Here is a 13,630-nt window from a genome sequence, read left to right as displayed (position 1 = left end):
ATGCAAATCCCTTACGAACTGGCCCTGGGCTGGCGCTACACGCGCGCCGGGCGCGCCACGCGGCGCAATGGCTTCATCTCCTTCATCTCGGGCGTGTCCATGCTGGGCATTGCGCTCGGTGTGGCGGCGCTGATCATCGTCTTGTCGGTGATGAACGGTTTTCAGAAAGAAGTGCGCGACCGCATGCTCAGCGTCGTCTCGCACATTGAAATTTTTGCGCCCGGTGGTGCGGCCATGGCCGACCCGAATCTCACTATGCAGGAAGCGCGGCGCAACCCGCAGGTGGTGGGCGCGGCACCATTCGTGTCTGCCCAGGCCCTGCTGGCGCGCGGCGAGGATATGAAGGGCGCGCTGGTGCGCGGTATCGATCCGGTGCTGGAACCCGAGGTCACCGACCTGGTGGCGGGCAGCCAGGGTGAAGTACTGCGCCAGTTGGTGCCGGGCGAGTTCCGCGTGGTGCTGGGCGGCGAGCTGGCGCGCATGCTGGGCGTGCGCACGGGCGATGTGGTCACGCTGATCGCCCCGGCGGGCCAGGTCACACCGGCCGGTGTGGTGCCGCGCATCAAGCAGATGGCGGTGGCCGGCACTTTTGATTCGGGCCACTACGAATACGATTCGACCCTGGTGTTGCTGCACCACGAGGATGCGCAGCGCATCTTTCGCCTCGAAGGCCCCACCGGCATCCGCCTGAAACTGCGTGACCTGCACCAGGCGCGCACCGTGGCGCAGGAGCTGGCCTCCAGCCTGAGTGGCGATCTGCTGATCCGCGACTGGACGCAGCAGAACCGCACCTGGTTTGCCGCCGTGCAGCTGGAAAAACGCATGATGTTCATCATCCTCACGCTCATCGTGGCGGTGGCGGCGTTCAACCTGGTCTCGACCCTGGTGATGACGGTGCAGGACAAGCGCGCCGACATCGCCATCCTGCGCACCCTGGGCGCCAGCCCGCGCAGCATCATGGGCATCTTCGTGGTGCAGGGCGCCATGGTCGGTGTCATCGGCACGCTGGCCGGGCTGTTGCTGGGCCTGTCCATCGCGGTCAACATCGACGTGATCGTGCCGGCCATCGAGCGCTTGCTCAGTGCCAGCTTCCTGCCCAAAGACATTTACCTCATCAGCCGCATGCCCAGCGACCCGCAACCCGCCGACATCGTGCCCATCGGCGTGATCTCGCTGGTGCTGTCTTTCGTGGCGACGCTGTACCCCAGCTGGCGCGCCAGCCGCGTCAACCCCGCCGAGGCATTGCGCTATGAATAATATAGCTAATAGCGCTTATACAGTAAGCGCTGAAGACCAAAAATCCTCAAAAAATAAAGTGGTGCTGGCGGTGCGTGGCCTGACCAAACGTTTCACTGAAGGGCGCCTCGACGTGACCGTGCTCCAGGGCGTGGACCTGGACGTGCACGCGGGCGAGACGCTGGCCATTGTGGGCGCCTCGGGCTCGGGCAAGAGCACGCTTTTGCACCTGATGGGCGCGCTCGATGCGCCCACGTCGGGCAGCGTGCACCTGCATGGCCAGGACTTGGCACAGCGATCTGCAGCCGAACAGGGGCGGCTGCGCAACCAGTACCTGGGCTTTGTCTACCAGTTCCACCACCTGCTGCCCGAGTTCAGCGCGCTCGACAACGTCGCCATGCCGCTGCGCATCCGCCGCCTGCCCTACGCCGAATGCACGCGCCAGGCCGAGGCCATGCTGGCCCACGTAGGGCTGGCGGGCCGCGTGCAGCATCGCCCCGCCGAGCTCTCGGGCGGCGAGCGCCAGCGCGTGGCCATTGCGCGCGCCTTGGTGACGCGCCCGGCCTGCGTGCTGGCCGACGAACCCACCGGCAACCTCGACCGAACCACTGCCGAAGGCGTGTTCCAGCACATGCTGCAACTGGCGCGTGAGCAGGGCACGGCGTTTGTGATGGTGACGCACGACGAAACCCTGGCCGTGCGCTGCGACCGGCAATTGCGCCTGGTGGCGGGTCGGCTCGTGGCCGACGCAGCGGGCCAGTAGGCGGGAGGCTGGCGGTGCAAGCCTATTGGGTGCTGGGCATTGCCATCGTGGCCGAGGTGGTGGCCACCACCGCGCTCAAGGCCAGCGCCGGGTTCACGCGGCTGTGGCCGTCGTGCCTGGTCGTGCTCGGTTATGGCGTGGCTTTTTATTGCCTGGCATTCACGCTCAAAACCATTCCCATGGGCGTTGCCTATGCCATCTGGTCGGGCCTGGGTATCGTGCTCATCACCCTGGCGGGATGGGTGCTGTACCACCAGAGCATCGACTGGGCGGGCGCGCTCGGGATGGCGCTCATCGTCGCGGGCGTGGCGGTGATCCAGTTGTTTTCCAAATCTACCGGCCATTGATCGGCGGGCGCGGCAGAGGGACCGACATGGCGATGGAGACGGTTTGTGGAGAAGCGCAACTGCAGGCGCGTATTGCGGGACCCGCGCTGCTGGTGTTGTTTGGCGGCGCCCACTGCGGCGTGTGCCAGGCGATACGGCCGCGCATTGAAAGCATGGTGGCGCAATCGTTTCCACAGGTCGCCATGGCTTATGTCGATTGCGCGCAGGCGCCTGCGGTGTGCGCACAGCAGGGTGTTTTCAGCCTGCCGGTGTTGCGCTTCTATTTGGGCGGGCAGCTGGCGCTGGAGCGTGGGCGCAGCTTCAGCCTGCAGGAGGTGGGGGTGGAGATGGAGCGGTTGTGGGGGTTGTTCTCTTTTTGAGCTTCTGGGGGCTTTTGGGGTTTTTGGGGCTTTGCGGAGGGCGGAGGCCGGGATTCGCCCCGGCGGGCGACCTCCTTTCTTGTGCGCGACAAGAAAGGAGGCAAAGAAACGCGCCCCACAGCCTGCGGCCCCTGCGGGGCACACCTGCGCCGGGGTGCTTGCGGGGTGCGCCGTGGAACTCACTGCGCGCTGCGCGCTTCGTTCGGACAACCACGGCGAGTCAGATCACGAAGCGGGTGTGTCCTGCGGCACACCCGCCACCCCGCAAGCACCCCGCCGCAGGCGCAGCCAGAAGGGGGTTGGAAGCCTGACACGGGCCGTCGCTGCGCTCGGCCTGGCATGCGCAGCGCATAGCGCCTGCGGCCCCTTGGTGCCGAGCGCAGCGATGGCCCGTAGGGATGTTGGACTCCCACCCCTTTTGTATGCGCCTGCGGCGCGCAGGGGATGGCGGATCAGGGCTCGCGATTGTTTGAGCGCCGCAGGCGCGAGTTCGAGCGAGACCCCGCCAGCACCAAGCACCGCAGGTTGCCCGCAGCGCAGCGCAGGGACGCAGACAGCAGGGTCGCCTTTCTTTTGGGTACTTTTCTTTGGCGAAGCAAAGAACAAGTACCTCGCCCGCCGGGGCGAGACCCGGCCTGCGCCCTCAGCAAAGCGCACAGTCACCACAAGGCCCTCTATGGGATCATCCCCCCCATGTCCCTCTGGATCGACACCCATTGCCACCTCGACGCCCCCGAGTTTGCGCATGACGCAGACGCTGTGCGTGCCCAGGCCCGCGCCGCAGGCGTGCAGCATCTCGTCCTCCCAGCCGTGCAGGTCGCACATGCCGAAGCCGTACGCAGGCTGGCCCACCGCCATGGTGACAGCTACGCCCTGGGCATCCACCCGCTCTACACCCCGCAGGCGGCGGATGACGACCTGGCGCGCCTGGCGCAGCGGCTGGATCAGCACCGCGACGACCCGCACCTTGTCGCCGTGGGCGAAATCGGCCTGGACTTCTTTGTGCCGGGGCTGGACGCAGAGCGCCAAGCGTATTTCTACCGCCAGCAACTGCAACTGGCACGCCGTTTTGACCTGCCCGTGATCCTGCATGTACGCCGCTCGGCCGACCAGTTGCTCAAAGGCCTGCGCGAAGTGCCGGTGCAGGGCGGCATTGCGCACGCCTTCAACGGCAGTCTGCAGCAGGCGCGTGCCTTTATTGCGCTGGGCTTCAAACTGGGCTTTGGCGGCGCGTTGACCTACGAGCGTGCGCTGCAATTGCGCCGCCTGGCCACGGAACTGCCGGTCGAGGCGCTGGTGCTGGAGACCGATGCGCCCGACATGCCGCCGCACTGGCTCTACCGCACCGCTGCCGAGCGCGCCGCAGGCGCTGCGCAGGGCCGCAACACCCCCGCTGAGCTGCCGCGCATTGCCCAGGTGCTCGCTGATCTGCGCGGCATGGCACTGCACGACCTGGCGCGCCAGACGCACGCGAATGCGCTGCAGGCATTGCCCCGTCTGCAGAGGCGTACAAAAAAATAAGAGAAAATGCCATCTAACGCTCTACCATCAAGCGCAATTAGCTATTGAATTGATAGTAAATGTAACTTGCGCAAGCCTCCCCGAAAGCCGCACACCATGACCCACCCCGCGACACCCTTGCCAACGCCCCCAGGGCGGCTGGTGGGTTTGCCGCCGGTGGTGGGGTCGGGCACGGTGGTGCTGGTGCTGGGCAGCTTTCCCGGCGTGGCGTCGCTGCGGGCGCAGCAGTATTACGCGCACCCGCACAACCATTTTTGGCGCATTCTGCAGGCGCTGTGGCCACAAAACCTGTTGCCCGGGCCGCAGGACTATGCGGCGCGCTGCGACTGGCTGCTGGCGCGTGGCCTGGGTCTGTGGGATGTGTACGGCGCGTGCGAGCGCGAGGGCAGCCTCGACGCCCGCATCCGCAATGCCGAGGTGAATGACTTTGCCCTCCTGCGCATGCGCTGCCCCCGGCTGGCTGCCATCGCACACAATGGCGGGGAAAGCTTTCGGCATGCACGCGCCACGGCGGCGTTGGGCGTGCCGGTGTGCAAGCTGCCCTCGACCAGCCCGGCCAACGCCTCGTGGAGCTTTGAGCGCAAACGCGCGGCGTGGGGCGAGGCCCTGGCCGCCCATGGAATCCTTTGAAGACAATTGAATGGCCCGCAAGAAAACCACCACCGACGAACTGCCCGAAGTCAGCGTCTCCGACGACGGCGAGGTGCGCCACCTGCACTTGGGAACACCCTGGATCCAGGGCTCCATGCGCATCGATGCACCTTTTGATCTGGAGCTGGAATACATCCAGCGCATGATGGCCTGGCTGCTGTTCATGGAGCCTGCCAGCGTGGGCAAACGCCACGCCATGCAACTGGGCCTGGGGGCGGGGGCCATCACCAAGTTCTGCCACAAGAAGCTGCGCATGTGCGCCACCGCCATCGAACTCAACCCGCAGGTGCTGGCCGTGTGCCGTGCCTGGTTCAAGCTGCCGCCCGACGGCCCCAAGATGCGCGTGGTGCTGGCCGATGCGGCGCAGGAAATCCGCGACCCCATGTGGCTGGGCACGGTCGATGCGCTGGCTGTGGACCTGTACGACGACCAGGCCGCGGCCCCTGTGCTCGATACGCCCGACTTTTATGCCCATTGCCGCGACCTGCTGAGCGAGGATGGCTGCATGACAGTCAACCTGTTCGGCCGGTCGTCCAGCTTTGAGCAGAGCATCGAAAAAATGGCCACCGCCTTTGGCGAAGATGCGCTGTGGGCCTTCAAGCCCACGCGCGAGGGCAATACCGTGGTGCTGGCCCAGCGCACGGCCACGCGCTTCAAGCGCGGTGAACTGGCCGCGCGCTGTGAAGACCTGAACCAGCGCTGGGGCCTGCCCACCGCCAAGTGGGTGCGCGGCTTCAAGCCCCTGGCGGGTTAAGCGGTCGCGGCGATACTGCACCAAAGAGCACAGACATGACACACCATACCTCCCATGCGCCCATCCCACGGGCGTCCGGCCCGGCCCCCGTGGGGCCGCTGGACTGGCGCCGCATTGTCGATTGGCTGAGTACCGACGGCGTGATTGCCACCGAGGAGGCGCAGCGCACCATTGCACGCTGTTCGCAGGCCGAAAGCGCCCAGCACCCGCTGGTGCGCCTGGCCAACGTGGCCATGGTGCGCGAGCGGGACGGCAAGCCGCTGGACATCGAGATGCTGACCGAATTTTTGGCCCAGCGCTGCGATCTGCCCTACCTGCGCATCGACCCCCTCAAGGTGGATGTGGGCAAGGTGGCCGACACCATGAGCGCCACCTATGCCGAGCGCCACAAGGTGCTGCCGGTGCAGGTCACAGCCAAAGAGGTAGTGATCGCCACGGCCGAGCCCTTCATCACCGACTGGGTGGCCGAGGTCGAGCGCCAGGCGCGCCGCCCGGTGCGCCGCGTGGTGGCCAATCCGCTGGACATCCACCGCTTTACCGCCGAATTTTTTGCCTTGGCCAAATCGGTGCGCGTGGCGCAAAAGGCGGGCGGCAACGCGGCCACCAGCAACTTCGAACAGCTGGTCGAACTGGGCAAGACCAACAAGCAGCTCGACGCCAACGACCAGGGCGTGGTCAAGGTGGTGGACTGGCTCTGGCAGTACGCCTTTGACCAGCGCGCCAGCGACATCCACCTCGAACCCCGGCGCGAGCAGGGCGTGATCCGTTTTCGCATCGACGGTGTGCTGCACCCGGTCTACCAGATGCCGCTCTCCGTGATGAGCGCCATGGTGGCGCGCGTCAAGCTCCTGGGCCGCATGGACGTGGTGGAAAAGCGCCGCCCGCAGGACGGCCGTATCAAGACGCGCAACCAGCGTGGCGACGAAGTCGAAATGCGCCTGGCCACACTGCCCACGGCTTTTGGCGAGAAGATGGTGATGCGGATTTTTGACCCCGACACGGCGGTCAAGGACCTCGACGCGCTGGGCTTTGCGCCGCACGACGCACAGCGCTGGGAAGAACTCATCAAGCGCCCCTACGGCATCATCCTGGTGACTGGGCCTACGGGTTCGGGCAAGACCACGACGCTGTATTCCACCCTCAAGCGCGTGGCCACCGAGGAGGTCAACGTCAGCACGGTGGAAGACCCGATCGAAATGATCGAGCCCAGTTTCAACCAGACGCAGGTGCAGCCGCAGCTCGATTTCAGTTTTGCCGAAGGCGTGCGCGCCCTCATGCGCCAGGATCCGGACATCATCATGGTGGGCGAAATCCGCGACCTGGAAACCGCCGAAATGGCCGTGCAGGCCGCACTCACGGGCCACCTGGTGTTCAGCACCCTGCACACCAACGACGCGATCTCGGCCGTCACCCGTCTCATGGAACTGGGTATTCCGTCCTACCTCATCAATGCCACGCTGCTGGGCGTGCTGGCCCAGCGGCTGGTGCGCACGCTGTGCAAGGAGTGCAAGCAGCCCGACGAAGAGGCCTCGCAGGATGCGCTGGCCCAGGCGGTCAAGCCCTGGAAGCTCAGCGGGAGTTTCCATCCCTACAAGCCCGTGGGCTGCGTGGATTGCCGCATGACCGGGTTCCGTGGGCGCATGGGCCTGTATGAATTGCTCACCGTCACCGAGACGCTCAAGGCGGGCATCACCAAGGAGCCCTCGATGGACACCTTGCGCCGTCAGGCGGTCAAGGATGGCATGCGTCCCCTGCGCATGGCGGGCGCCCTGCGCGTGGCGCAGGGCATGACCACGCTGGAAGAAGTGGTCGCAGCCACCCCGCCTCCGCAGTAAAGACGCACACACACACCAAGGCCTTCCCCGGTACCCCACAGCGTTCATCGCTGTGATGGCCCCTCTCTTGCCACCAAAGGTTTTTCTTCGATGCTCTCCGCGCCCCCCCCTGCGCAGCACCCCCAGCGGGCGCAGCTGCACAACGAGGTTCACGCCCGCCCGCCCGAGGCCATCAGCGCCCCCGTAGCCAGCACGCACATCGTGATGCTGGCCGACGCGGCCGGGCGCGAAGCCAGCCGCGCCCATGTGGCCGCGCTGCTGCGCAACCACCACCAGGCCCTGCCCGATGGGCAGACCACGCACCTGCGCGTGGACCTGGGGGCCTACCGCCTGCGCTGGGAGATGCACACCGAGTTTGTCAGCTGGACATTTACCGTGCCGCTGCAGACCGAGGGCTTTGGTGAGCGCGAGCCCGTGGGCGCCTTGAGCGCCGTGCCGCGCGACTGGCTGGCGCAACTGCCGGGCCAGTGCCTGTGCAGCCTGAACCTGTGGGTGCTGCCCACCAAGGAGTTCGGTTCGGGTTCGCTGGTGCGCCATGTGTTGAATGAGGACACCCTGGTGGCCTCCACCGTGGCCGACGGCCATGGTGAGGTGTATACCGACTTCGCCATCCACGCCGATGGCCATTCGCGCATGGTGCTGCTGACCGGCGGCATGACGCCCCGGCGCCTGGGCCGCCTGGTGCAGCGCCTGCAGGAGATCGAAACCTACCGCATGGCCGCGCTGCTGGGCCTGCCTGCCGCACGCGAGGCGACCGCCTTGTTGGCCAGTGCCGAGCGTGAACTGGCCGAACTGGCCGATGCCATCCGCACCGCCAACCGCCATGCCGAGCCCGCATTGCTTGACCGGCTGACCCGCCTGGCCGGGCAGGTGGAAAGCGCCTACGCAGCCACGCATTCGCGGTTTTCGGCCAGCAGTGCGTATTTCGAGTTGGTGGACCGGCGCATCCAGGACATTTACGAATCGCGCCTGGCCGGCATGCAGACCATTGGCGAATTCATGCACCGGCGCCTGACCCCCGCGCGCAGCACCTGCGAATGGGCTGCACGGCGGCAAGAAGCGCTCTCGCGGCGCGTCTCGCGCATCAGCAACCTGCTGCGCACGCGCGTCGAGATCGAGCAGCAGCAAAGCAGCCAGCAGCTCCTGGCCAGCATGAACCAGCGCCAGGACATGCAGCTCAAGCTGCAGTCCACGGTGGAGGGCCTGTCGGTGGCTGCCATCACCTATTACATCGTGGGCCTGGTGAGCTACCTGGCCAAGGGGGCGCAGCCGGTCGGCTGGCCCCTCTCGCCCGAGACCACGGCGGCCATTGCCATTCCTGTGGTGGGGCTGACCGTGTGGTGGTCGCTGCGGCGCCTCCATCACAAAATGTTCAAGCACTGAAATGAAACACCCCCCCTGTGTCGCTGCGCTCCTTCCCCCCACTCTCGCATTGCTGTGCGATGCGGGCAGGGGGATGCCACCGGTGCGGCGGGGCGGCCCTTGCACGGTGGCCCTGGCTTGGGCCGCGCCAGTTTCATCGGTGAGGGGTGGCGTCTAGCGCGACGGATCACTGAGATTTTTTCAACCTTTAATTCCTATGCCCCGCATCCAGTTCCAGCTGCCCGAGCAGTTCACGTTTTCCACCGAAATCCAGATCTACATCAGCCATGTCAACCAGGGCGGGCATCTGGACAATGCGCAGCTGCTCACGCTGGTGTCCGAAGCCCGCGTGCGCTTCTTCCAGGCCCTGGGCTATCGCGAAGCCGGTGTCGAGGGGCTGTCCATCGTGGTTGGAGACATCGTGGCCCAGTACAAGTCCGAGGGTTTCCATGGCGAGACCATGCGCGTGGAAATGCTGCCCACGGATTTCAACCGCTATGGCTTCGATATCGTTTTTCGCATGACCGAAAAGAATGCGGGCCGCGAAGTAGCGCGCGGCAAACTGGGTGTGGTGTTCGTGCACCCGCAAGACAAAAAAGTCGCCCCCGTGCCTGAGCGTTTTATGGAGCGGATTGCCGCCCTCTGAACGGGAGCCGCCATGCACTTCGACTACCAACCGTCCTACCCCAGCGCGCGCCTGCCGCTGTTTGCGCGCAATGTGGTGGCCACCTCGCATCCGCTGGCGGTGCAGGCGGGGCTGCGCATGCTGTGGCAAGGGGGCAATGCGGTAGATGCGGCCGTGGCCGCCGCCGCCGCCATGGCCGTGTGCGAGCCGGTGAGCAATGGCCTGGGGGGCGATGCCTTTTGCATCCTCTGGGACGGCCAGGCCTTGCACGGACTCAACGCCTCGGGCCGTGCACCGCAGGCCTGGACGCCGGACTACTTTCACCGCAAATACGGCACGGCGGCCCGCACGCCGCCCCGCCGGGGGATGGATTCAATCACCGTGCCGGGCGCGGTCAGTGCCTGGGTGGCACTGAGTGAACGCTTTGGCAAGCTGCCGTTTGCCGACCTGATGGCACCCGCGACCGAGATCGCCGAGCGCGGCTACGCTGTGCCCGTGGTGGTGCAGGGCAAATGGGCGGCCGCCGTGCCCGAGCTGCAGGCGCAGCCCGGTTTCGCCCAGCACTTCATGCCCTGGGGGCGGGCGCCGCAGGTGGGCGAGCTGTTCCGCTTCCCGGCGGCAGCGCGGGCCCTGCGCGCCATTGGCGCTACGCGGGGCGAGGCGTTCTACACCGGCGCAATCGCCCAGGCCCTGGCGCGGTTTTCTGCGCAGCATGGCGGCGCTCTCACGCTGGCTGACCTGGCGGCGCACCGGGCGGAGTGGGTTGCGCCCATTGCGCAGGCCTATCGGGGCTACGCCGTGCACGAAATACCGCCCAGCGGGCAGGGCCTGGCCGCGCTGATGGCGCTGGGCATGCTGGAGCATTTCGACCTGGCCCGTCTGCCCGTGGATGGCGCGGCCGCGCAGCACCTGCAGATCGAAGCCATGAAGCTGGCCTTTGCCGATGTCTACCGCTACGTGGCCGATCCATCGTCGATGGAGGTGACGGCCGCGCAAATGCTCGATGGCAGCTACCTGGCCACCCGTGCCAAACTCATCGACATGCAACGCGCACAGGACTTTGGCGCCGGCAAGCCTGCCGGGGGCGGCACCATCTACCTCACCACGGCCGACGAGAATGGCATGATGGTCAGCTTCATCCAGAGCAACTACCAGGGCTTTGGATCGGGCTGCGTGGAGCCTGAGTTCGGCATCAGCCTGCAGAACCGGGGCTTTGGTTTCAGCACCGACCCGCGCGGCGCCAACCCGGCCAACCGGGTGGCGCCGGGCAAGCGGCCGTTCCACACCATCATTCCCGGCTTTGTCACCCAGGGCGGCCAGCCGGTCATGGGCTTTGGTGTGATGGGCGCCAACATGCAGCCCCAGGGCCACGTGCAGACGCTGGTGCGCATGCTCGACCATGGCCAGAACCCGCAGGCCGCATGCGATGCGCCGCGCTGGCGCTACAACCAGGGGCTGTCGGTGCATGCCGAGGCCACTTTGCCTGCAGAGACCCTTCAGGGCCTTGCAGAACGCGGCCACCAGATGACGGTGCTGAATGACCCCTATGGTGAGTTTGGCGCAGGCCAGTTCATCTGGCGGCTGGGCGATCCCCACACCCAGGGCTACGTGGCCGCCAGCGACCCACGGCGCGACGGACAGGCGGCCGGGTTTTAGGTTCGATTTACAGAGATTTGAATAAAAAGTGCCTCTAACGCAATCGCAGCAAGCGCTGGTAGCTAGCAAAAAAAGAGCATCCGGTTTGGTGCTGGCCCTGTTGGGCGCCATTGCCTTCAGCGGCAAAGCCATCATCGTCAAGCTGGCCTACCGCTATGGGGTGGATGCCGTCACGCTACTGATGTACCGCATGCTGTTTGCCTTGCCCATTTTTGCGGCCATGGCCTGGTGGGCGAGCCGGGGCCAGCCGCCGCTGGAACCCCGGGACCGCTGGGGCGTGCTGGGGCTGGGGTTTTCGGGCTACTACCTGGCCAGTTTTCTCGACTTTGCCGGGCTCGCCTACATCAGCGCCAGCCTGGAGCGGCTGATTCTTTACCTCAACCCCACCATCGTCCTGGTACTGGGCTGGGCCGTGTATGGGCGCGGCATCCGCTGGGGGCAGGCGCTGGGCATGCTCATCAGCTATTGCGGCGTGGTGCTGGTGTTTGGCCAGGAGGTGCACCTGCAGGGCACGCACACGGCCTGGGGCACGGCGCTGGTGCTGGGCAGCGCTGTCAGCTATGCCATCTACCTGGTCTACAGCGGCGAGATGGTCAAGCGCCTGGGTTCGCTGCGCCTGGTGGGGCTGGCCACCAGTGTGGCCTGTGTGCTGTGCCTGCTGCAGTTTGCCCTGCTGCGGCCGCTGTCGGCGGCGCTGGTGGCGCCTGAGGTGGTGTGGTTGTCGGTGCTCAACGCCCTGCTGTGTACCGCCGCGCCCGTACTCATGGTGATGATGGCCATCGAGCGCATTGGCGCCAGCGCAGCCTCTCAGGCCGGGATGGTCGGGCCCATGTCCACCATTTTGATGGGGGTGTGGCTGCTGGGCGAGCCCTTTACCCCCTGGGTGGCTGCGGGCACGGTGCTGGTGATCGCCGGGATTTTTGTCTTTACCCGCCCGGCGCGGGTACGGTAGCCACGGCTTACTTTTTGCGTGTACCGCCGCCCAGGCGCTGTGCCACCGTGACCGTCGGGGCGCCCGCAAAGCCATCGAGCCGCTGGCCCATGGCTTGTTCCAGCTGGTCCAGGCGCGTCTGTGCTGGGGGGTGGGTGGACAGGGCCAGGGTGAACATGGGGTTGTCCGGCGTGGCCGTGCGCAACTGCTGCAGCACCGCTACCAGGCCGAAGGGGTCGAACCCGGCACGGGCCGCCAGGGCGACGCCATTGCGGTCCGAGTCGAACTCATCGGTCTGGTCCAGGCCGCGGGAATACAGGTTGCGGCCCAGTGCCAGCAGCTGTGAGGCCACCAGGTTGCCCACGGCGTTGGTCTTGATTTGCGAGGCCACCAGTTGCGTCAGCAGCCCTGACTGGGCCGACTTGCGCATGGCGTGCAGGTGGTGCTTGGCCGTCACGTGGGTGATCTCGTGCGCCAGGATGCCGGCCAGCTCGGCCTCGTCGGCGCAGCGGTCGATCAGCCCCTTGGTCACGAACACATAGCCGCCAGGGGCGGCAAAGGCGTTGTAGCCGTTGTCGTTGAGCACGACGAAGGTCCAGGGCAGATGGGGCCGTTCGGACTGCAGGCTGATCCAGCGGCCGAGCTGGTTCACATAGCGCTGCAGCTGCATGTCGGGGTGCAGGGGCTTGCTGCCCAGCAGGACGGCGGCGAGCTGGCGGCCGATTTCGATTTCGCGGGGTTCGTCGATGTTGTCCACCGAGCCCGAGAGCAGGCTGATGAGGTCGTCGCCCTGGCCGCTGTTGCCCGCCGGGGTGCCGATCACAGCGCCCAGCAGACCCGCAGCACCGGAGCCCGAGCTGCCGGAGCCACCCAGCGAATTGAGCAGGTTCATCATGCCTTGGGCATGGACAGGGGCCGCTGCCAGGGCCAGGCAGGTGGCAGCCGCCGCGAGGCCGGTGCGAGAGAACAGGGTTTTGATACGCATGGTGTCTCTCTTCAATTGGGGCTCATGTTGTCCGGCGTGAACTGGCTGCCGCCCGCAGCAGGGCGGGGCGGCTCTGGCAGGGGTTCGACCCGCTGCGCGCGCAAGGCCGAAGCGCTGGCAAAGCGCTGGGCCTGCTCGGAGCTGACGCGCAATTTCTCGGCGTCCTTCACAGCCGCCGCGTTGGGCTGGGCGTTGGCAATGTCCTCGGCACCCAGACCGCGGATGCCCACGGTGGAGGTGGCCGTCGTGGTGCTGCCGCTGCCGCCAAACAGGCCGCCCAGGCTGCGCAGGCCGCTGGTGGCGCCGCCACTGGCGGGGGCTGCGCCCGCTTGCGCGCCCAGGTCGAACATGTGCACCCACCCGGCTGCGCCCTGTGGGGTGCGCACTTTTACCCATGAACCTTTGCGTTCGCCAGTGCGCGCAACGCTGCTGTCGGCCGCCAAGGCGCCCAGGCTGGCGGAGGTTGGTGCGGGGCCTTCGCGCAGATCCGTGGCGCGTTTGAGGATGGCGGCGTCTTGCTGGGCCAGCGCGGGCGCAGCCAGTAGCGCCAGCGCCAGGGCGGCAGCCAGGCTGCCGTGGTGCAACCAGGAGTTCATGGGCTTCTC

14 protein-coding genes are annotated in these 13,630 nt (G+C 66.5%); 12 read left to right on the top strand and 2 right to left on the bottom strand.

Annotation, left to right across the window (positions count from 1 at the left end; all coding sequences use genetic code 11):
- The 12 genes from C8D04_RS09290 (at position 1) to C8D04_RS09225 (ending at position 12,061) form a co-directional block, all read left to right on the top strand.
- Positions 1-1,257 (top strand): lipoprotein-releasing ABC transporter permease subunit, encoded by a 1,257-nt coding sequence (locus C8D04_RS09290; RefSeq protein ID WP_116004587.1) that lies wholly within the window; start codon positions 1-3, stop codon positions 1,255-1,257.
- Positions 1,250-1,999 carry a lipoprotein-releasing ABC transporter ATP-binding protein LolD gene (gene lolD, locus C8D04_RS09285; RefSeq protein ID WP_116004586.1) on the top strand — a complete coding sequence of 250 codons (750 nt, stop codon included), beginning with the start codon at positions 1,250-1,252 and terminating at the stop codon, positions 1,997-1,999. Before C8D04_RS09290 ends, lolD begins: the two co-directional genes overlap by 8 nt.
- A 14-nt stretch (positions 2,000-2,013) precedes the next feature.
- Positions 2,014-2,346, top strand: a complete 333-nt coding sequence (locus tag C8D04_RS09280) for a multidrug efflux SMR transporter (protein ID WP_116004585.1) — start codon at positions 2,014-2,016, stop codon at positions 2,344-2,346.
- Positions 2,347-2,372: 26 nt separating this feature from the next.
- Positions 2,373-2,705: a thioredoxin family protein gene (locus C8D04_RS09275; RefSeq protein ID WP_199562990.1), complete on the top strand. Its 333-nt coding sequence runs from the start codon at positions 2,373-2,375 to the stop codon at positions 2,703-2,705.
- 693 nt (positions 2,706-3,398) lie between these two features.
- Entirely contained in the window at positions 3,399-4,226 is an 828-nt protein-coding gene (locus tag C8D04_RS09265) for a TatD family hydrolase (protein ID WP_116004584.1), read from the top strand.
- Between the two features lie 96 nt (positions 4,227-4,322).
- Complete coding sequence (locus C8D04_RS09260; protein WP_116004583.1) at positions 4,323-4,856, top strand: DNA-deoxyinosine glycosylase; 534 nt, start codon at positions 4,323-4,325, stop codon at positions 4,854-4,856.
- Between the two features lie 10 nt (positions 4,857-4,866).
- Positions 4,867-5,631, top strand: a complete 765-nt coding sequence (locus tag C8D04_RS09255; RefSeq protein ID WP_116004582.1) for a spermidine synthase — start codon at positions 4,867-4,869, stop codon at positions 5,629-5,631.
- Positions 5,632-5,666: 35 nt separating this feature from the next.
- Complete coding sequence (locus tag C8D04_RS09250) at positions 5,667-7,466, top strand: GspE/PulE family protein (RefSeq protein ID WP_116004581.1); 1,800 nt, start codon at positions 5,667-5,669, stop codon at positions 7,464-7,466.
- A 90-nt stretch (positions 7,467-7,556) separates the two neighbouring features.
- Positions 7,557-8,849, top strand: a complete 1,293-nt coding sequence (locus C8D04_RS09245; RefSeq protein WP_116004580.1) for a DUF3422 domain-containing protein — start codon at positions 7,557-7,559, stop codon at positions 8,847-8,849.
- 196 nt (positions 8,850-9,045) lie between these two features.
- Positions 9,046-9,474: a thioesterase family protein gene (locus tag C8D04_RS09235; protein WP_116004579.1), complete on the top strand. Its 429-nt coding sequence runs from the start codon at positions 9,046-9,048 to the stop codon at positions 9,472-9,474.
- A 12-nt stretch (positions 9,475-9,486) separates the two neighbouring features.
- On the top strand, positions 9,487-11,109 hold the full coding sequence (locus C8D04_RS09230; protein ID WP_116004578.1) for a gamma-glutamyltransferase family protein: 1,623 nt from the start codon (positions 9,487-9,489) through the stop codon (positions 11,107-11,109).
- 28 nt (positions 11,110-11,137) lie between these two features.
- Positions 11,138-12,061, top strand: a complete 924-nt coding sequence (locus C8D04_RS09225; RefSeq protein ID WP_116004577.1) for a DMT family transporter — start codon at positions 11,138-11,140, stop codon at positions 12,059-12,061.
- Positions 12,062-12,068: 7 nt separating this feature from the next.
- Here C8D04_RS09225 and C8D04_RS09220 read toward each other — a convergent pair whose 3' ends face one another.
- The gene (locus tag C8D04_RS09220) at positions 12,069-13,025 is read right to left on the bottom strand and encodes a M48 family metalloprotease (protein WP_233521149.1); all 957 of its coding nucleotides are present in this window, start codon (positions 13,023-13,025) and stop codon (positions 12,069-12,071) included.
- Between the two features lie 11 nt (positions 13,026-13,036).
- Entirely contained in the window at positions 13,037-13,621 is a 585-nt protein-coding gene (locus C8D04_RS09215) for an SH3 domain-containing protein (protein ID WP_116004576.1), read from the bottom strand.
- Positions 13,622-13,630: the final 9 nt, after the last annotated feature.

This window comes from Simplicispira sp. 125, assembly GCF_003096555.1.
Classification (GTDB): Bacteria; Pseudomonadota; Gammaproteobacteria; order Burkholderiales; family Burkholderiaceae_C; genus Simplicispira.
This window is presented reverse-complemented; position numbering and strand designations above follow the sequence as displayed.